General features: G+C 49.5%; 15 protein-coding genes. 8 read left to right on the forward strand and 7 right to left on the reverse strand.

The features are described 5' to 3' along the window. Positions 1-382: 382 nt before the first annotated feature. Positions 383-1303, forward strand: a complete 921-nt coding sequence (locus tag Q8K39_RS14160; RefSeq protein WP_186954505.1) for a cation diffusion facilitator family transporter — start codon at positions 383-385, stop codon at positions 1301-1303. 32 nt (positions 1304-1335) lie between these two features. Here the strand turns inward: Q8K39_RS14160 and Q8K39_RS14165 are convergent, their stop codons facing one another. The 5 genes from Q8K39_RS14165 to Q8K39_RS14185 form a co-directional block, all read right to left on the reverse strand. After that, a complete protein-coding gene (locus Q8K39_RS14165; RefSeq protein WP_305261140.1) occupies positions 1336-4074 on the reverse strand; it encodes a DUF1631 family protein in 2739 nt (912 codons plus the stop codon). 121 nt (positions 4075-4195) lie between these two features. Then, a complete protein-coding gene (locus tag Q8K39_RS14170; RefSeq protein ID WP_305261142.1) occupies positions 4196-6826 on the reverse strand; it encodes a DNA topoisomerase III in 2631 nt (876 codons plus the stop codon). Between the two features lie 167 nt (positions 6827-6993). After that, complete coding sequence (locus Q8K39_RS14175) at positions 6994-7458, reverse strand: DUF494 family protein (protein WP_305261144.1); 465 nt, start codon at positions 7456-7458, stop codon at positions 6994-6996. A 64-nt stretch (positions 7459-7522) separates the two neighbouring features. Beyond that, complete coding sequence (dprA, locus tag Q8K39_RS14180) at positions 7523-8626, reverse strand: DNA-processing protein DprA (RefSeq protein WP_305261147.1); 1104 nt, start codon at positions 8624-8626, stop codon at positions 7523-7525. Positions 8627-8649: 23 nt separating this feature from the next. Next, on the reverse strand, positions 8650-9747 hold the full coding sequence (locus tag Q8K39_RS14185; RefSeq protein WP_305261149.1) for a LysM peptidoglycan-binding domain-containing protein: 1098 nt from the start codon (positions 9745-9747) through the stop codon (positions 8650-8652). A 161-nt stretch (positions 9748-9908) separates the two neighbouring features. Between Q8K39_RS14185 and def the strand changes: the two genes are divergently transcribed. The 4 genes from def (at position 9909) to Q8K39_RS14205 (ending at position 12847) form a co-directional block, all read left to right on the forward strand. Further along, positions 9909-10433 (forward strand): peptide deformylase, encoded by a 525-nt coding sequence (gene def, locus Q8K39_RS14190; RefSeq protein WP_186954499.1) that lies wholly within the window; start codon positions 9909-9911, stop codon positions 10431-10433. After that, positions 10433-11389 carry a methionyl-tRNA formyltransferase gene (fmt, locus tag Q8K39_RS14195; RefSeq protein ID WP_305261151.1) on the forward strand — a complete coding sequence of 319 codons (957 nt, stop codon included), beginning with the start codon at positions 10433-10435 and terminating at the stop codon, positions 11387-11389. The genes def and fmt overlap by 1 nt, the downstream gene beginning before the upstream one ends. Before the next feature lie 208 nt (positions 11390-11597). After that, entirely contained in the window at positions 11598-12275 is a 678-nt protein-coding gene (locus Q8K39_RS14200; protein ID WP_186954497.1) for a hypothetical protein, read from the forward strand. Then, positions 12275-12847, forward strand: coding sequence for a FlgO family outer membrane protein (locus tag Q8K39_RS14205; RefSeq protein WP_305261153.1), 573 nt, complete (start codon positions 12275-12277; stop codon positions 12845-12847). The genes Q8K39_RS14200 and Q8K39_RS14205 overlap by 1 nt, the downstream gene beginning before the upstream one ends. Positions 12848-12924: 77 nt before the next feature. Here the strand turns inward: Q8K39_RS14205 and nhaR are convergent, their stop codons facing one another. After that, complete coding sequence (gene nhaR, locus Q8K39_RS14210) at positions 12925-13836, reverse strand: transcriptional activator NhaR (RefSeq protein ID WP_186954495.1); 912 nt, start codon at positions 13834-13836, stop codon at positions 12925-12927. 172 nt (positions 13837-14008) lie between these two features. Here nhaR and Q8K39_RS14215 point away from each other — a divergent pair, with 172 nt between their 5' ends. Beyond that, positions 14009-14692, forward strand: coding sequence for a Bax inhibitor-1/YccA family protein (locus Q8K39_RS14215; RefSeq protein WP_305261155.1), 684 nt, complete (start codon positions 14009-14011; stop codon positions 14690-14692). A 3-nt stretch (positions 14693-14695) separates the two neighbouring features. Beyond that, positions 14696-15649, forward strand: coding sequence for a TerC family protein (locus tag Q8K39_RS14220; protein ID WP_305261157.1), 954 nt, complete (start codon positions 14696-14698; stop codon positions 15647-15649). 91 nt (positions 15650-15740) lie between these two features. On the opposite strand, the gene Q8K39_RS14225 is transcribed toward Q8K39_RS14220, so the two are convergent. Further along, positions 15741-18047: a DUF4214 domain-containing protein gene (locus Q8K39_RS14225; protein WP_305261159.1), complete on the reverse strand. Its 2307-nt coding sequence runs from the start codon at positions 18045-18047 to the stop codon at positions 15741-15743. Between the two features lie 431 nt (positions 18048-18478). On the opposite strand from Q8K39_RS14225, the gene Q8K39_RS14230 reads away from it, so the two are divergent. Further along, positions 18479-20344 (forward strand): hybrid sensor histidine kinase/response regulator, encoded by a 1866-nt coding sequence (locus Q8K39_RS14230; RefSeq protein WP_305261161.1) that lies wholly within the window; start codon positions 18479-18481, stop codon positions 20342-20344. Positions 20345-20346: the final 2 nt, after the last annotated feature.

A 20346-nucleotide genomic window follows, 5' to 3' on the forward strand; every position in this document is an offset into this window, starting at 1 on the left:
AATCTCTTCGATCGCTCATTTCACTAGCTTTGCTTCTTTTGCTTCTCTTCTCGCCCGCTTCTCAGCGGGAGGCGAACTATAGCAAACTACTGCCCTTCTTCGCAAGGCTTTATCGGTAATTATTTACTTCGTTTGTAGAAAGGCAAAACCACTGAGTGCGCTGCGCGCACCGAGTGGTTTTCTTGCTCCTATATATAGAGAGGGGCGGACACAACCAGGACTGGGACTTAACTTTGCTATTGCTCAATTCAGCGTGCAAGCTGATAAGCCTGTCTCGATAGTGGTAATCCCGCAGCAGCAAAGCCAGCAATTGAACGTATCCATTTGATTATTTGCAGAGAAATCAAGTAAGGTTAAGTTTTTCTCATTTCTATTTATTCTCATGTCTGCGAATTCAGAAGGTTCTACCAAGGCGATTTTTTATGCGCTAGGTGCCAACGGCGGTATTGCCGTGGCCAAATTTACCGCGGCCATTTTCACCTCTTCCGGCGCCATGCTGGCAGAGGCTATTCATTCCACCGCCGATTGCATTAATCAAATCTTTTTGCTGGTCGGCATCAAAGAGGCCAAGCGACCACCCGATGCCTCTCACCCTATGGGTTATGGACGGGTGGTATATTTCTGGGCCATGATGGTGGCTTTGCTGCTGTTCTTTCTGGGTGGCGCTTTTTCTGTCATGGAGGGTGTGGAGCGTCTGAAACATGCCGAGCCTTTAAAGAATCCTATGGTAGCCCTGACGGTACTTGGCGTTTCTGTGATTCTCGAGGCGTTTTCTCTGTATGGGGCAATGGTGGAAATACGTAAGATTTCTGAGGGCAAGAATTTCTTCCAGTGGTTTCGCGAAACCCGCCAATCCGAATTGATGGTGGTAGCAGGTGAAGATATCGCCGCCCTGGCTGGCCTGGGTGTCGCATTTATTGCCGTGGTCTTATCTGTAGTAACCGGCAACCCTGTCTGGGATGCAGTAGGCTCCATCATCGTTGGCTGTTTGCTGATGGTTATCGCCTTCTTTATCGTTCGGGAAGTCAAGGCCATGATTACTGGCGAATCTGCGGCACCTGAGGTCAACGAGGCGATACGCGCACATATCACCAACCATCCACACGTCGATCACGTCATCAACTTGATTGCCTTGCAATGGGGCGATCAGTTAATGCTTGCAGTGCAAGCAAAAATGCATCCACAGGCGTCTGACAAAGCGCTGATTGCCGCCATTAATGAAGTGGAAGCTGGTATACAAAGCAAATGGCCGCAGGTGAAATGGTGCTTTTTTGAACCAGATGTCGGTAACACGAGTGACTAAACCAAGCTGATTAATCTGCCGTGTGCGGGTTTCTAAACCCGCACATTGTCAACTTCATCAGCAGACTTTAACAGGATATGGATGGCACGCTCAAACAGAGGTTCTTCTTCTACAAAGCGCAGCTTGCCAAAGTCCAGCAACTCACAAAACACGCGCATGCTGAGGACAGCAGGGTATTCTTCCCCTCTCAGACTCAGCACGACATGATTCAAATACGGATCTACCCAGCGCAGGCAGGCCTTGGCTTTGACTGAGTCTGCCTTGATATCAATCAACGTGCCACTGACTATGCGTTCAAGATAGGCTGGATTGAGCGAAGATTCTGCAGCACCTGTGACGGTAAGCGCATCATCCGTAGTAGCCGGTGGTTTGCGGACTTCCTTGTCCAGCATTCTGGTCCGCAAACCCAATTCTGCCAAAACTGCGAGCTGATAATATTCCCTGGCGAATTCATAAAGATGAATTTCGGAGTGCTCTACCGTATCGGCCTGATAGGTAAACTGCTCAAACCGTTCATGCATGGCTGGCAAACTCAGACCCTGCGGTTTTTTGCTATCTGCGGATGGACGCAAGGCTTTTGAATGCGCCTCGGCCAGCCAGTTTAATAACTTCTGTTGCCTGGCCTTTTCCCACTCCATTAAATCAAGACCATGGCGCAAGGTGCCTACCATGCTGGGCAACATGGATGACAGCAAGCTTCTTTCTTCATTTTCCGTTTTTGGGAAAACACTCCATAACAGATCAGGCACCAGCAGCCGATAGCGCCTGGCGAGTATGGCGTCTGTCCTTTCAGCCACTTCTATCGCTTTGACCCACTCTGTCTTGAGAAAGCTACGGAAACCAGGATCGACATGCACCTTGGGCATGGCCTTGCTGATGGCAACGGCAATACAGGCAAAACGCATGAAACGGATTTCCGCTTCATCCATGGCTTTGACGGTGCGGCGTATATGCACGTCATTGGTACGCAATTCGCGGGCTACAAAGGTTTCAAACCTGTTTTGTATGCGTGAAAACAGTTCTGGCACTTCACTATCATGCCGCATAAGGGTCTTGATAATACGGGCTATCTCTTCAGCGACATGGTTTTCAACATCACCTATTTGCTCGGCGCTATAGGCAATCGAGCAAATCCGGTTCAGCAAGAGGCGGGCAGGATGTTTGCCGTCACTGAGCAAATTCTTTTCTTTCAAGGCCAATTGCAATATCAAAAATTGCAAACGCCCCAGGTCTATCCGCATTTTGATGGGCACCATCTCATCACACAGCATGACTTCAAACAGCATGGCGACCAGGTCTATGCACATTTGTTCGTCAGTATCTTTGGCCAGACTGTGCAAGGCATCCTTATGTTCGCGTATCAGGTTACGGATTTCACCTTGCCCATCTTTCATCGCCACACTGTCCGGCACCATGACCTTGTGCATTTGCCCCAGCACTTTGCCTAGCCCCATGCTGAGTTCAGGGGGCAGTTGTGCTTCAGCCCTTTGTTTCAAATGGCTTTCTATATTCTGTAAATGCGAAGCCACCAAGGCTGCAGGTACCTGTATCAAATCGGCACTGGCTGTGCCTACCGAACTTGGCAAGCCAGCATGGGCAAATTGACCGGAATTGCCTTGGTTACCCCCATTACTTGCACCTGCGGGGGCACTTTCCCTGGCAGTGAAAGGAATACTGCCCTCTGCATGCTTATCTCTTTGTCCATTGGAGGTAGCAACTGTTTCACCAAAGGCTTGCCTTAAGATGCCCCCCAGCGCGTTGGCATCCTTCAGCCAGCCTGGGCCGGCATTGACTACTTGCGTATCAAGCGATGGCATCCCTGCATAAGATGTGGATGCTGGCGCAGTCTGCATGCTGCCTGCACTTTGTGCCAAAATGGGCGTGGCTGGCGGCAAACTCAGAGGCTTGCCGCGCACAGTCTGAAATAATTGTTCCAGACGAACTCCGGGGCTAACCATGGAGGCCTGTTGTGCCGCCGGGAATGCGCCTTGCATCTGTGCATGCCCCTGGCCTGCTGCTTGCGCCCCTGGGAAGACGCCAGCCTGCATGGTGGAATAACCCTGTCCACCAGCTCCACCGCCTTGCGCAGGGGTGTTTGTGTTGCGACTGGTCTGGGATTCCGGTGCCTTGCTGATCTTCAGCGAAAGATGGGCGCTAATACCCTGCTTTTCCAATGCGGCATTGGCCGCCTCATAGACAGTAGCCATACTGCCGGCGATGCTTTCACCCAGTTGTTCAATGATGATGGCTTCAGATTCTTTTGGCAGCCTTTGCTCTTCTACAGCCAGGAAAATACAGCGGGCTAATAGATAAGGGCGGAAAGGATTTTCCCGCTCGCGTATATCATCCTGCCCGAACAAGACGGCTATGCGTATATTTAAGTCCAGCAAGCCTTGACCTGCCTTGTCGCGGAAATTCTGCGTCATTTCATTGAAGCGCAGGGTAGTCTCGAAAGTGGAGGAATCCAGCAAGGCCAGCTCAGTTGCCTGACCCAGGGCAGAAGCAGGCCTGAACGTGCTATAGGCGGTGGTGATGCTGCGGTCCAGCAAATGGACCAGATGCACGGGAATGGCACGGGAAATGGCGTCCCATTTTTCTGGCAAGAGAGAGCGCGCACTGACAATGCGACCTTTTTCAGCCGAAGATGTGCCGTTGTAATTCGCCTTGGTCAGCAATGCTTCCAAAGCTTCAGGCAGAATGCCGGGTACTGCATGATTAAATGCATGAGTAAATTCAGCGCGAGCACTGGATAAGGACTCGTTTGCGACCATGTGTACCCTATATCAAAAAACCACCCTTTAACAATACGCGAAAAAGTCTTACTTTGCAGGGAAAGTGGTGTTATCCCTTCCCGCTGCATCTATTCTTTGAAGATTTGTGGCAAAAAAACTATCAGGCTGCCTTCTTTTTCCTGACTACGGGCTTTTTGGCAGGTGCTGCTTTAGCGGCAGTTGTTGCCTTGGCCTTGGTGCTTGCTACAGCGACCGTGGCTTCTGCATCTGGTTCAGCTTTGGCTTTGGATTTGCCTGCGGCCGGTGCTTTGGCCTTGCGTTCTTCAAATTCAAAACTGACCTTGCCATCCTTGCCGCGTACCAGGAAAGCCTTGAATGGGCGGCGGGTGCGTTGCGAAATAAAGCCAGGCAACAAGTCTGTCTTGCCGTCATTCAACAATTTGCCCATTTGCTCAGGCAGAATTTCTTGTTGCAGGATGATGCGGCCGCTACGGAAATCACAAGCCTTGGGTTTGGCCATGGTTTTCTCGCACACATAGGCCAGGCCCATCTCATACACGCCGTTACCGCATTTTGGACAAGGTCCCAGTGAAGTTTGTTCAGAAAAATCGACAGGCTCGCCATCTTCACCTTCATCCTGATTCTGGCCAAAGTCAAATTCCAGCTTCAGGTTATTATGATCAGCGTCAGCGACGATCTTCAGGATGGCGGCAAACGGGCGTCCCATCTTGGAACGGAAGCCTTGTAACGGCCCGATTTCACGCTTGGTCAGCAATTCTTCTACTTCAGCCACTTCAAACTGACGGCTGCCTGGCGTCTTGCTCATGGAAAATTCGCACTTGGTACAGGCGAAACGGCGATAATTCTCTTTGACCACACCGCCACAATGCGGGCAAGGTGTATGCAAGGTCGCATAATCACCAGGGATGGTGTCGTTATCGTACTCTTTGGCACGCTTGACGATGATCTGGGTCATCTGGGCAATTTCGCGCATGAATTCTTCACGGCTGATCTTGCCTTTTTCCATTTGCGATAATTTATATTCCCACTCGCCAGTCAGTTCTGGCGATGTCAATTCGTCTACCCCCAGACCGCGCAACAAGGTCATCAACTGGAAGGCTTTGGCGGTAGGCATCATTTCGCGGCCTTCACGCAACAGATATTTCTCGTTCAGCAATCCCTCGATGATGGCAGCACGGGTAGCTGGCGTACCCAGACCCTTGCCTGCCATGGCTTCACGCAGGTCACCATCATCGACCAGTTTGCCGGCACCTTCCATGGCGGACAGCAACGTCGCCTCGCTATAGCGGGCAGGTGGTTTGGTGACAAGCGCATTGGCAGTGATCTGGTCAGTCAGTACTTTCTCGCCTTTGGCAACGGCAACCAGAGTGCCCTTGCTTTCGCCGTCTACCTTTTCTTCCAGCGCGTCCTTGCCATAGATTGCCAGCCAGCCAGCGCTGGTCATGACTTTGCCTTCAGTCTTGAACTGATGGCCGGATACTTCAGTGATGCGGGTAGTCACCTGGAATTCTGCTGACGGGAAGAACACCGCCAGGAAGCGGCGCGTTACCAGGTCATACAGCTTTTGTTCAGGTTCGGACAAATTTTTCGGTGCCAGGCCAGTCGGGATGATCGCAAAGTGATCACTGATTTTGGTATTGTCGAAAATACGCTTGTTTGGTTTGAGCCAATTGTTTTTCAGGATTTGCGAAGCAAACTGATGGTAATTATTGGTTTCTGCTATCGAGCCCAGGGTTTCTTTTATCGTTGGCAGATAATCTTCCGGCAAATGACGGGAATCAGTACGCGGATACGTCAATACCTTATGCTTTTCATACAAAGCCTGCGCCAGACCCAGGGTATTTTTGGCAGAAAAACCAAAACGTGCATTCGCTTCGCGCTGCAAACTGGTCAAGTCAAACAGAGGTGGCGCGATTTGCGTAGCGGGTTTGGATTCTTCAGTAACATTGCCCTGGCGATTACGGCAAGCGGCTACGACAGATTCTGCAGCCGCCTTGCTCCACAGACGCTCAGCCCTTTTCTCAGGGTCGTGTTCGTCTTTCTTGAACTGGTGATCTTGCCAGCGGCCTTCATAGATACCGGCCGCGCAGACAAATTCTGCCTTCACTTCCCAATAATCACGGGAAACGAATTTTTTGATCTTTTCTTCGCGCTCCACCACAATGGACAAGGTTGGCGTCTGCACACGACCCACTGTCGTCAGGTAAAAGCCGCCCTCCTTGGAATTGAAGGCTGTCATCGCGCGGGTGCCATTGATACCGATCAACCAGTCTGCCTCTGAGCGGCAACGGGCCGCATCAGCCAAAGGCATCATTTCAGCATCACTGCGCAATTTCTGGAAACCATCGCGTATCGCGCCGGTAGTCATGGATTGCAGCCACAGGCGGCTGACCGGCTGCTTGGCTTTGGCATGCTGGGCGATCAGACGGAAAATCAACTCACCTTCGCGACCCGCGTCACATGCGTTAATCAGGCCGGTGACATCCTTGCGCTTGATCAGCTTGTTTAAGACCTTCAGGCGCGACTCAGTCTTGGCAATCGGGTTCAGGGCAAAATGCGGCGGGATCATCGGCAAATGAGTGAAACTCCATTTGCCGCGTTTGACATCGTATTCTTCAGGGACGGTAATTTCCAGCAAATGGCCGACAGCTGAAGACAGTACATAATTATCTGATTCAAAATAATCATCATGCTTGGTGAAGCCACCCAGAGCTTTCGCTATGTCATTAGCGACAGAGGGTTTTTCGGCAATGATGAGCGTTTTTGTCATTTCGGGATTCTCGAATAATGTAAAGCGTGATTGCCAATGTCTAATAGGCAACATTTCGCAAAATAAGCGTAAGACTAACCTAAATTTGCGGGGAATGATAAGCGTGATAGACGAAAAACCGCAATCTATGCGCGATTTTCGTCATAAAAATTCCATTTAGGAAATGATTAATGCAAAAGCCTGGTCACGTTGTCGTCATCTGACAACAATAATTCGTCAAACATGAGCATGTCAGGCTCTGCCCCCTGGCTCCATAGCATCATCAAGACAATAATGCGCAGCTTATCCAAAGGCAGGGGTGACTCATTGACAACCAATGCTCTTTCAATCACGATTTCTCGCTGATTAGCATTCAATAAGCCAGCAGATTCCAGATATTGGATAAAGCCAAGGGCTGGAGTACCGAGTGCCGCAATTTCCTGTTCTGCATAAATCCTGAACCCCTGGGAAATTGGTGCGGCTGCGACCGGCTCAGCTGTATTGATCGCCAGGCCTGTCAGCCAATCAAGTGCCTCGCTAATTTCATCCTCGGGAAAACCAACCGCGGACAATTTTTTGGTCAAGGCTGCCGTGTCAGGACAGGCGTCCGGACGGTAATAAGTTTCGTAGAGGTAAACAAGAATATCAAACATGCTGCTACTGTAGCCTTTGCAGCGATTTCAAACAAGCCCCTTTAGGATTTGCCGTTGATGACAATCAGGCAAGCCGCCGATAATACCCGCCAGGCAAGGCTTCCAGTTGCCCACCCAATTCCAGCGTTAGTAACTCTGCAGTCAGGCTGGAAATATCTATTCCTGTCCGGCTTGCCAGCATATCCATATGGACAGGATCAAAGTCGATTTCTTTCAAAAGGATGGAAACAAACGGCTCGGTCTTGCCGGTTTGAAATGCAGGCTGAGGCAAAGTCTGCGCAAAATGCGTCTGCAACTGTAGCTCTTCCAAAATATCTTGCGCCGACTCTACCAGCTTGGCACCCTGACGTATCAATTGATGGCAACCTTTGGACAAGGGAGAATGGATAGAGCCGGGAATGGCAAAGACTTCCCTGCCCTGCTCGGCCGCCATGCGGGCGGTGATCAGAGAACCGGATTGCGCTGCCGCTTCCACCACCAGTACACCCTTCGCTAAACCGGAAATGATACGGTTTCGACGCGGGAAATTGGGGGCCAGTGCAGGCGTTCCCAGTGAATACTCACTCACGATACAGCCCCCTTCAGCAATCAGGTGGGCCAAATTGCGATTGCGTGCGGGATAAACAATGTCCGCCCCAGTACCTATCACGGCGATGGTGGAACCGAGTCCACGCAAAGCGCCCTGATGGGCAGCGGTATCAATACCCGCTGCCTGGCCTGAGCTGATGCAAAGGCCAGCAAAACTCAGTGCTTCAGAGAATTGTTCTGCATTGCGTATGCCTTGTACCGTGGCATTCCTGCTGCCAACGACTGCCACGGTGGCGGCGTCGAGCAAACTGGACCTGCCCTTGATATACAGCATCAGGGGCGGATCTGGAATTTCCAGCAAGGACCGCGGATAGGCAGCGTCGGCCAAAGTCAGTACGACATTACCTGGCTGCTCTTGCCAGGACAGGGTCTTATCTATTTGTTGCTGGAAGTTAGCTGGCATGGCCAGCAAGGCGTTGGCCAGCCTGGGTGTAACAACTGCACACAAGTCAGCGTGGCTGGCAGCAAAAATCTGTTCCGGCAAGCCGAATACTGAAAGTAAGCGGCGTGCCGTCTCATTGCCCACGCCTGGCGTTTGTTCCAGCCTGAGCCAGGCGCTCAAATCCAAAGGCGATTCCACGAGCTAGCGGTCACCAAACAAACTTATCTTGGCGATCTGGCTGCGTCACCTACTTTGACAATATCTTTGACCTGCATGATCAGGCCATAAGAAATATTGCTGAAGGTACGGAAAATAAACAAATCACCAATCGCTTCATCTGGCAATTTGATGGACTTGTTGGCATCCGTCTTATCCTGTATCACCCTGCCATAGTTATACAGCGTCAATACCGTGCCAAGGTTCAAACCATCGTTCTTGCCGCGATTGATACTGATGATCTGGTTTTGGCCAGCCGAAGCAACGCCACCATAAATCGCCACAACGCGGGCATCCACTTCTTCAGCAGGTGGATGGGGGACATAATTCAGGATAGGAGACGGTGGAATAGGCATCAAACGGTCGCCGACCGCCATTTCTTCTTTCGACTTGACGACATTGAAGGTATGGACGTCACTGTCATCATTACCTTCGCGTGACAGCTTGACTGTACCCAGGTACACCGCCTCATAGGCAATCACGGCCTTGGTTTCGGGATCACGCAAAGGCACGCCCGGACGGAAGACCTGGAAGGAAGTACCACCTTCAAGCTCACCCCTTACATAGGCTTGCTCATTCACACCCAGATTTACCCGGCCTTCCTTGGTGGCAATAATGCGCGGCGCTGTGGCCAGGTCATCGTCTTCCAAAATCAAGGGCTGGGACAAAAAAGGTTCTATCATGGAAGCAGGGATAGCAGGAATGGCATTCGAGCCCAAGCCCTGTACACGCGAATGTGGCGTCAGTTTGACAGTCGGTACACCACCCGGATTTCCAAGACGCAAACGGCCATTGACGCGGTCAAAATAGACGATCTGACCAGGATAAATCCAATGCGGATTCTTGATATCTTCCTGATTCATGCCCCAGACCACAGGCCAGCACCAAGGATTTTTCAAGAACATGCTGGAAATCCCCCAAAGCGTATCGCCTTTGACAACAACGTGCTTGTCTGGGGCTTCTGGCAAGAAGTCGCACTTGGTTTTACTAGCAACGGCTTGCGCCTGTGCCGTGGTTGCCTGCCCACCAGCAGCAAGTGCCCCGGTAGAAATCAGGGGAAGACTGACAGCGAGAATGGAGACGATTGTGCTAAACTTTTTCATGAATATTATCCGATGCAAAATACTGCAATACCGCAAGTGAAGGCGCGCAGGCAGGCGCAATCTTGCAAAACTTGCCAAATTGAATCAAATTCTGCCCATAAATCCTTGAACTAGCAAGAAAAACTGCGCAATAAGCATCAAAGCTTGTTGTGAAAAGTCTTATGACGATACTAAATATACTGCGCTACCCCGATGCGCGCCTCCATAAAGTGGCAAAACCGGTAACACAATTTGATGCACGCCTGAAAACCCTGGTGGCCGATATGGCAGCAACCATGTACGATGCCCCCGGTGTTGGTCTGGCAGCATCTCAGGTTGATGTCCATGAACAACTGGTGGTGATTGATGTCTCTGAAACCAATGACCAGTTGCAAGTTTTCATCAACCCGGAAATTGTCTGGGCCAGTGAAGAACGCAAAGTTTATGACGAAGGCTGCTTGTCCGTGCCAGGCATTTATGATGGCGTCGAACGTCCTGCCGAAGTCAAGGTACGCGCCCTGGATGCCGACGGCAAGCCTTTCGAACTGCATGCAACCGACTTGCTGGCAGTCTGCATACAACATGAAATGGACCACCTCAAGGGCAAGGTATTTGTCGAATACCTGTCACCCATGAAGCGTAACCGCATCAAAACCAAGATGTTGAAAGAAGAACGTGAAGAGCAGCGCAGACGGGCTGAACGCTAATGCGCGTCATCTTTGCCGGCACCCCGGAATTCGCCGCTACCGCTCTGCAAGCCATCCATGCGGCAGGTTTTGAAGTACCTTTGGTACTGACGCAGCCAGATCGCCCGGCTGGCCGTGGCATGCAACTGCACGCCTCTGCAGTCAAACAATTTGCCCTGCAGCACGGCATTCCTGTCGCCCAGCCAATATCGCTGCGTCTGGATGGCAAATATCCTGACATTGCCAGAGAAGCACATGACTTGCTTAACAGTACGCCACACGATGTCATGGTAGTGGCTGCCTATGGCCTGATTCTGCCACTCTCAGTATTAAATATACCGCGATTGGGTTGTTTAAACATACATGGTTCGCTCTTACCCCGCTGGCGTGGCGCGGCCCCGATTCATCGAGCAATAGAGGCAGGTGATACAGAGACCGGCATCACCATCATGCAAATGGAAGAAGGCCTGGATACCGGCCCCATGCTGCTCAAGCAAAGTATTGCCATTGCAGATACAGATACGACGGGCATCCTGCATGACAAACTTGCGGCCATGGGCGGCGCGATGATTGTTGCTGCCTTGCAACAGTTGCGGGATGAAGGCATCCCGGCAACCGTACAACCTGAGGCTGGCGTCAACTACGCGTCCAAGATCAGTAAGGAAGAAGCTGGCCTGGATTTCAACTTGCCTGCCGAGGTATTAGCAAGAAAGATACGTGCTTTTAATCCCTTTCCAGGCGCTCATGCTCAATACGTGGATACCACCATTAAGATCTGGGGTGCGAAACCGCTTGAAACAACTGGTAACCATAAACCTGGTCAAATACTATCGGCGAATCAGGAGCAAGGTGTTATTGTTGCCTGTGGTCGAGGCTCGCTCAGCTTGACTGAATTGCAAAAACCCGGTGGCAAGCGACTTTCAGTAACTGATTTCCTACAAGGATTTGCTTTACAAGAAGGACATTTTTTCAGTTAACAGGGAAAACTGAAGCAAAAAAACTACAACTTTTAGTTGTAATGCTGCCTCATCCCGCTTTATCTGTGGAAATAATCCAATTAATGCCTGACTGCAAGCAAAATCTTTGTTGCCTGACGCTACTTGTTGTATTCTCTTACACTGAATTATTGCCATTTTCGTTTTCGATAACAAAAACTCTGACTAAGACCTAAAAAAAGGTGAGCTCATGAAGAAATTTCTTCCCATTGCCCTGGCAGCCGCGCTGTTGGCAGGTTGTGCAACTCCATACAGTGAAACGCCCTTAGCAGGCAATTTTCCGACGACGACGCAAAATAAATTGCAAGCGGCGTCGCACTGGCTCGTCATCGCAAAAGATGTAGCAGAGCAAATCAAACTCGGAACCGACAAGATAGGCGCACCGGTTTACGTCATGCCACCAGAGAAAGACAGTCAGTTCACACAGGCTTTCTATACTCAGATCATTACTTCCCTGGTCAATCAGGGCGTAGTCGTCAGGAAAATCAACGATGGTACGGCACAGGTTGTGAATATTGAGACACAACTGGTGCGTTTCTCCCCTGACCGTCACCAAAACAAACGCTTCACCAGCGTGACTGCGATTGGTGCTGGCATTGCTGCAGTACACGGCCTGGGTATCCCGGTCAAAACAGATGCCGTCCTGGGTGCATTTGCCCTTACAGGCGCTTATGACTACACCAACTGGGTCAATCAGGAATACGCAAAAGGCAGTACTCCTCAATACGAGTTAATCGTGACGACATCTTTGGTGAAAAATTCACAATATGTTGCCCGTCGTACTGATGCTTACTACGTCATGGATTATGACTGGACACTTTACAATAAAGACACTGACTTCAACTTCCGTGTTGTTGGAGGCCAATAATGATGAAAAGTGCCGCTCTCGTTATCGCTTCAGCGATCGCACTCAGTGCTTGTGCCAATCTGGGTCTGGGTAACACCCCGCCTCCAGCTGCTGCATCTCCTGCGCCAACCTGGAAAGATGCTGAAGCCAATGAATTTATCCCGGCAAATCAACGCGCTGCAAACGTTTTGATCACCAATGCTGCCTCGAGAATTGATCCTTCCCGTCCATTGATTATTGCCACGCTGGCCAATATCAATTTCCTCGAAGAATCTTCAGCATTTGGCCGTATTATTGCCGAGCATGTTTCCGGTGAGTTCACTCGCCAACAGTACAAAATGGTGGAAATGAAATTCCGCGACAAAGTTTTCATGAAGCAAAATGTCGGCGAATTGCTGCTGACACGTGAAATCAGGGATGTGGCCCAGAACCATAGTGCCCAGGCTGTCATCGTCGGTACTTATGCCGAAAGTGACAAACTGGTCTATGTCAATCTGAAGCTGGTCAAGCCTAGTGACAACACTGTCATCAGCTCGGTAGACTATGCTGTACCTATGGACAAAAATACCAAGGCCTTGCTGGGCCGTCGTTAATCCAGTCAGGTAATTCAAAAAAAGCGACAGCTTTTGCTGTCGCTTTTTTTATGCCTGCATTGAGTCGAGACAATAGCTCAATCCTCATCCATGGCAAACAAGTCGCTACGCGCAGCCCGGCTGATGGCCAGCACCGCAGGATGAGTCAGCTTGCGCTGTACCGAAATGGCAAAAAACTGCTCCCTGATCTCTTCGGTTTGCCCCAATAGCTGTACATCATACTGCCGCATGACCATATCGGCGACCACGGTAGGCGCTGCAAAAATCCCTGCACCGGCCTGTCCAAAGGCACTCATGAGTGCGCTATCATCAAATTCGCCTGCAATACGGGGATGCAATCCATGATCATCAAACCAATGCAACAAACGTGCGCGCTGGGCGGCGTCCTCCCCCGGCAACAGAAATGGCGCTGCGTCCAGATTCTGCGGGAAGGTTTGGGGGTATTGCTCCATTAGAGCGCGGGTAGCGAAAAAACTGATGCCGCATTCTCCCAGTTGATGGCTATAGCCGCGCACATTGGCACCCGTCGGCATGGGGCTATCAGACATCACAACATCAAGTTTATGAGTGGCCAGGTCAGCCAGCAAAATTTCCAGCTTGCCCTCACGGCAATTGATACGCAAGGTTTGTGGCAATTTCAAGGCAGGTTCCAACAAACGATAAGCCAGGGTCTTAGGCAAGGCATCCGAGACACCTACTCTTAATTGTACTGTGCGTGCAGTCGGCCTATGGTGCAAGACTTCTTCCAGCTCTTGTCCCAGGGCAAAAATATCTTCGGCATAGCTAAATACCAGACGACCAGCCTCAGTTAATTCCAGGTTGCGTCCACTCTTGCGAAACAAAGCCTCACCTTGTACGTCTTCAAACAGGCTCAACTGTCCGCTGATGGTTTGCGGCGTCAGATGCAATTGCTCACTTGCGCGGACAATGCTACCAGTCTTGGCCACCATCCAGAAGTAATGCAAATGCTTGTAATTCAGGCTGGGCATGAAAGTAATTTTTTGATAATAAATCGATTAATGCATCGAAAAATACGATGCTAAATTCAATTATATTCGACTTTTTTTGTTTATCTGCAAGGTCTACACTTGCTTCACCTTCTGTTGAGAAGGTGAAGCCATTGAGCAAAAAAGCATGGTTTCAACATTTCAGGAGAAAAGCATGAAAATCTTGAGTCGTTCTGCACATGACGCACAAACTGTTGCCTATGTAGATGGCAATACCAGCGCAAGCCATAAGGTCTTGCGCAATACTTATATGTTGTTGTCCATGACTTTGCTGTTTTCAGCAATGACAGCCGGTGCAACCATCGCCTTCAATATTCCAGGTCCTGGCATCCTGCTTACTCTGGTCGGCTACTTTGGCCTGCTGTTTGCCACCACCAAACTGCGTAACAGTGGCTGGGGTATTGCTGCCGTGTTTGCCCTGACTGGTTTCATGGGATATACCCTGGGCCCCATCCTGACGCGTTACCTGGGCATGCCAGGCGGCACCGGCATCGTGATGACGGCCATGGCAATGACAGGCGTGATTTTCATGGGTTTGTCGGCGTATGTACTGATCAGCAAACGTGATTTCAGTTTCATGGGTGGCTTCTTGATGGTGGGTATGCTGGTTGCCCTTGTCGCCAGCCTGGGTGCGATTTTCTTCCAGATCCCTGCCCTGTCACTGACGATTTCTGCCGTCATGGTCTTGCTGATGTCGGGCATGATTTTGTTTGAAACCAGCAATATCATCCGTGGCGGCGAAACCAATTACATCATGGCAACTGTCAGCCTGTACGTCACCATCTTTAACCTGTTCACCAGCCTCTTGCATTTGCTGGGCTTTATTGAGAAAGAATAAACCATGATCCATTCCGTCGCTGAGCCCTGGATGTGGGCAGTATTTATAGGCTTTGTTTTACTCATGTTGGCTGTAGACGTGTTCGCCCTTGGCGGTTCACGCTCCCACAAAGTTAGTGTCAAGGAAGCGGCGGCATGGTCATTGGTGTGGGTCAGCCTGGCATTATTGTTCGACCTTGGCATGTGGGTGTATCTGAGCGAAACCGTAGGCCGCGAAATAGCGACCGCCAAGGCCATGGAATTTCTGGCAGGTTACGTGATAGAAAAATCCCTGTCGGTCGACAATGTGTTTGTCTTCCTACTGATATTTGGTCACTTTGCAGTGCCGCCACAATATCAGCGCAAGGTTTTGCTGTATGGCGTGCTGGGTGCCATCATCATGCGTGTCATTATGATATTGGCAGGTAGCTGGGTAGTGACGCAATTCTCATGGGTACTGTATCTGTTTGGTATTTTCTTGCTGATTACAGGTATGCGCATGCTGGTAGCAGCAGAGCAGGAACCAGACCTGGAAGCCAATCCAGTCCTGCGCATGGCAAAGAAGCTGCTGCCATTTACCAAGGATTTTCATGAAGAAAAATTCAGCATCATGGAAAACGGCAAACGCGTTTTCACGCCCTTGTTCCTGGTACTGATACTGATAGAAATATCCGATGTAATTTTTGCAGTGGACTCGATACCAGCGATTTTTGCAGTGACGACAGACCCCTTCATTGTCTTCACTTCAAATATCTTCGCGATCATGGGCTTGCGCGCACTGTATTTCTTGCTGGCAGATATGGCAGACCGCTTCCACTTACTGAAATTCGGCCTGGCCTTTGTGTTGATGTTTGTCGGTATCAAGATGCTGATCGTGAAATGGATGCATGTACCAACCAGTGTTTCACTGATGGTCATCGCTGTGCTGCTGGGCAGCTCCATCATCGCCAGCTTGTTTGTGAGCCGTAAAAAAGATTGATAAGTAGCGGCACCATCTAGCTAACTTTTGTATGATTTCCCCTTGGCACATCACAGCGAGACCGTGATGTGCCTTTTTTATTGGGCTGGTCTTACACAGATAATATCTGCTCAGTTTGCCCTACAACCACAAGCGGATGCTCATTAGTCGTCAATGCCACTTGAGAATACGTGTCTTGCGCACTAAAAGAAGATGAAAAATTTGTCACCAGATAGTTATTAGCAACACTCTCAATCACTTTACCATTCATATCGATCAAGGCCACGGACACAACACCACCCGATTTTACGATGGCCTGCAGCTGGACGGCATCAGACGTTCCCAAGTCAAAGTTGAGCTTAGTGTCCGCGCTTGAAATCGAATCATCAGTGGCAACAATCTGACCGTTGATCTTCAGATAGGCTTTACTCATAAAATATTCCAGGCCATTCACATTAGCTGAGACGATCAAATTGGTATTGCTGCTATTGACCGTGTTTGCGACGATATTTCCACCCACAGGTGTCAAAACAATATTCGTCGCAGGAGTACCGTCCTTGAATTTATAATCGGCACGGATATCGATACCTGACAACGGAGCGCTGACAGAGTATCCAAAAGCATTTGTCACGACCAAGCTTAAATTCTTGTTCGTAAAATAATCGTTATAGACTTGCTTGGCAATTTTCATATCAAATAAAAAATCCAGCACGGTGTCATTGGCACCAATGTAAGGAATTTTGGCGATGACATTGCCAGCTTCCAGAATGGATGCAGATCCTCCAGTATTCTGTCCAGCGACAATGGAGTACTTCATTTCACTGAGACCATAATCGAATCCCGCTTGATTGTAGTATGAAGTGAAGTAGGTGCCCGTCTTCGGTAAGGCTGGCAATACGGCATTAGAATCCAAAGTAGCACGGCTACCATACTGGTTCGCAGACAAAGTAGGATTATTGATACTCTCTACCGCCTTGCCATCAAAGCCAACCATGGCAATAGACACAACGCCACCAGCATTAATCAGGTTTTGTACCTGTATACTATTGGCAGTCAGCACGTTGAAATCCACCGTCGTGTCGTCAGACAAAATGAGTTTATCGCTGGCAATGACTTGCCCATTAATTTTCAAATAAGCAGTGCCATTGAAATATTCCAGGCCGTTAATACCAGCTTTAACGGCAAGCGTCCCATTCATGGAATCGGTGAATATGCTGATATTCGAGACAGGTGTACCTTCTTTATATTTATATTCTGCCCAGATCCCTGAACCACTTAAATTTGTTGTCACTGAATTGCCTGACGCGTCTGTCAATACCAGACTCAATACTTTGCTAGAATTACTGAAATAATCGTCATAGACCTGTTTTGCGACACTCGGGTCAATGACAAAGTCGAGCATGGACGCATTCGCAGCAATATTGGCCACTTTGCCGATGACCGTTTTATTTTGCATCAATACAGCACTTCCCCCAGTATTCTCACCACGGATAATGTTGTATTGAATTTCACTTATTACCGCAGCGAGGCCTTGTGCGGGAGATTTCATCCATGAAGTGACGATTGTCGCAGAAGGCGGCAGTATAGGTGCCGTGGTATCAAGCACGACTGCTGTTTGCGCACCCACCTTGCCAGAATTTCCAAAAATATCCGTGACTTTGATGCCCAGCATTTTTGCGCCATCAGGTCCCCAGTTAATACCACCAGGTATATGTACAAGGGCTTTTTGCGCTTTCGCTTCCGCAGCAGTCAGTGTATGGGTAACAGGAACAGAGAAAGAACTATTTCCATTCATCAGTTCAAGCTTGTACCCCACTGAAGTCTGTACACCTTTCAAATCAACCAGCACATCCATGCCAAGCATTCTTTCAGCATTACTAATGCCATTGGCAGCTTCAGCAATTTTAAGAGGTGAGCCGGGAACTAGCGTAGGTGGCAAGGATGTTGCTGTCACGCCAGACAAAATGCCACGCATGACTTCAAAGGCATAGGCATAACTGTACGAGGCCGCTTTTTCCTGGGTATTCAGGCTGGTCGTAAAATCTGTCGCAAACTTGAGTTTGTTCTGTATCGTCACGCCATCAACGCTCTGTGGCACTGCTCCATTCAAAATGGCTAGCGCTGCCGTCCCCATATTCACGGCTTTTGTATCAATCTGGGTCGCCCAGTATTTCAAGCCATCGGCATCAGGTGCGCGGCCAAACAAATTCTGGTACAAAGTAGTCACAACTTCGGCGGTGGACTTCCCACCATAGGTTGTGACATATTCCACCTGTTCACTGAATGATTGCGCCAGGCCCGAGAGAGATATCTTGTTGGCATCAAGCTGCCCTTCCCAATAGGTCAAACCAGCCACATCAGCTGGACGGTTGAAATAAGCGATATACAGCTTTTGTATGGTGCTGGCGTTGATACCCATAAAAATCTTACCTTGTCAAAAAATTATAAATATTTGCACATATCAAAACCAAGTCTGCTTATTGTCAGACCATGACAACTCCGCTGCTGCCTGGGCAGATCCGGACAAATGTGAATTCAATATGGGAATTTGAAAAAGACTGAAATTCAGGAAAGAAGAAATCGGGCCACCTTACTCTGGCGCAGATTTTCCGTCATGCGTGTGCAAGTCAAATCCGGGAATGTATTAAAACAATGTCACTTACATATTGTAACAATATTTAGGGATCTTGTATCCTATACCTAGGTATGTGGCAGTAACAATTGACGCACTTCCCTGTTTTGCGGTCCAATGCGTGAGCACACATTTCCTGATAGCGACATCCAATCATTCTGGCTTTAAGCTACAAATCTGGCTTATCACTTACCTATATCGAGCAGACAGGCCCTTGCATGTTGATTGCAAACAAGTCCACAAACAGCCTGCGTAAAGACATCCGGGAAATTCTTTTTCCTGATGAAGCTTATCTCCAACGCAAGCGCGAAAACCATCGCATCATGCTGGCCATTGTGCATGCCGCCTGTGCCCTGTTTGGTTGCCTGATGTGGTTCTGGGATTATTTTATAGACCCCGTAGGTGCGCAAAATACCCTGAGCCTGCGGCTAATGCATGTGGTCTTGTTCTTCAATGTCATGAACGCACTCATGCGTACCAGGCGTTGGCTCTCACAATTGACGATGTTCATGACCGGCATGTTCATCGAATGGCTATTCATGGAAATCTTGAACCGTCTGCATGGTGCCATGGCATATGGCATAGGCGGCTTCATGTTTTTCCTGTTAATGCCACTGGTGCTGTTCCAGGGCATATCACTGGGTTTTGGCATCCTGTATGCTCTATGCACGGCCTTCCTGCCTCATCTTTTTGCCTGGATGGGCTGGTTCCATGATTTTCCGCATGTGCAATATGCCATCCTGCTGTGGCCTGCCTGCTGCCTGTTCATCTTTACCAGTTGCGTTACAGAGTTAAACTACCTGCGTCGCTATCACTCTGAAAACCTGAACCGTAAACGCAGCCAGGAAGTCTTGCAGCAAAAAGAATTGCTGGAACTGCAGCGCAGTGAGCTTGAAGAATCCAACCGGGCATTGACACTGGCCTATCAGCGCCAGGAGCAGCAACAAAATGAGCTAACCCGCTTTCTGGCAGTGGCCAGCCATGACTTGCGCCAGCCCATGCATGCACTGAATCTGTACCTGGGTGCCTTGTCGAATGTGGAATTGCCGGAGCAGGCTCGCAGCCTGTTGACGAATGTCAGGCATTGCACAGACATCATGGATGAGATGTTTTTATCCTTGCTGGACATCTCGCGCCTCGATGCGCAAATCGTCGAGCCTGCCATCAAAAGCTTTCCTGTTGCGGCGATACTTTCCAAGATCATTATTGAATTTACACCGCAAGCGCAAAACAAGCATCTGGATTTTTATGTCGATGCCATCAACGTCTGGGTGAAGACCGATGCCACCCTGCTGGAACAAATGCTGCGCAATCTGACTGCCAACGCCATACGCTACACCCATGCTGGCGGGGTCAAAATCACTTGCCAGGCTGTGGATGACAAACTATGTATCAGCGTCACGGATACCGGGATAGGCATTTCTGCCTACCAGCAAAAAACCGTTTTTGAAGAATTTTTCCAGGTTGGCAACCAGCATAAAGACAATAGTAAAGGTCTGGGCCTGGGCCTGGCGATCGTTAAGCGTCTCAGCAAACTGTTGGATATTCCTGTCAGCCTGCAATCCAGACTGAACGAAGGTACAAGCTTTTCCATTCATGTCCCCATGGCAGAAATCCAGGGAAGCGAACCTCAGAAAGGAGTCCGCCAAGCGCCAGACAACAATGAGTTGCATGACAAACTGATCGTGGTGATCGATGATGAAACAAGTATTTTACTGGCGACCCAGGCCTTGCTTCTATCCTGGGATTGCCAGGTGCTGGCGAGCAGTTCTGGGCCGGAAGCCATTAACGCACTAATAGAGCTGGACAGAATGCCGGATGCTATGATCTGTGACTACCGCTTGTCTTCCAAAGAAAATGGTTGTGATGCAATACAGGCCATACGCGAGGAATTTAATTATGATATTCCTGCCTTGCTGGTGACGGGGGAAACGTCAGCAGAGCAAATCGGCATAACGCAAACCCGGGATTTTCAAATTTTGCACAAACCCATGCAGGCCGAGACTTTGAAAACAGCCTTGCTGGAATTATTACAAAACAACGCCATGCTGCCGGAACTGGTCTACCCGTCCGACTTCGAATGAAA

It is taken from the genome of Undibacterium sp. (genome assembly GCF_030683615.1).
GTDB lineage: Bacteria > Pseudomonadota > Gammaproteobacteria > Burkholderiales > Burkholderiaceae_D > Undibacterium > Undibacterium umbellatum.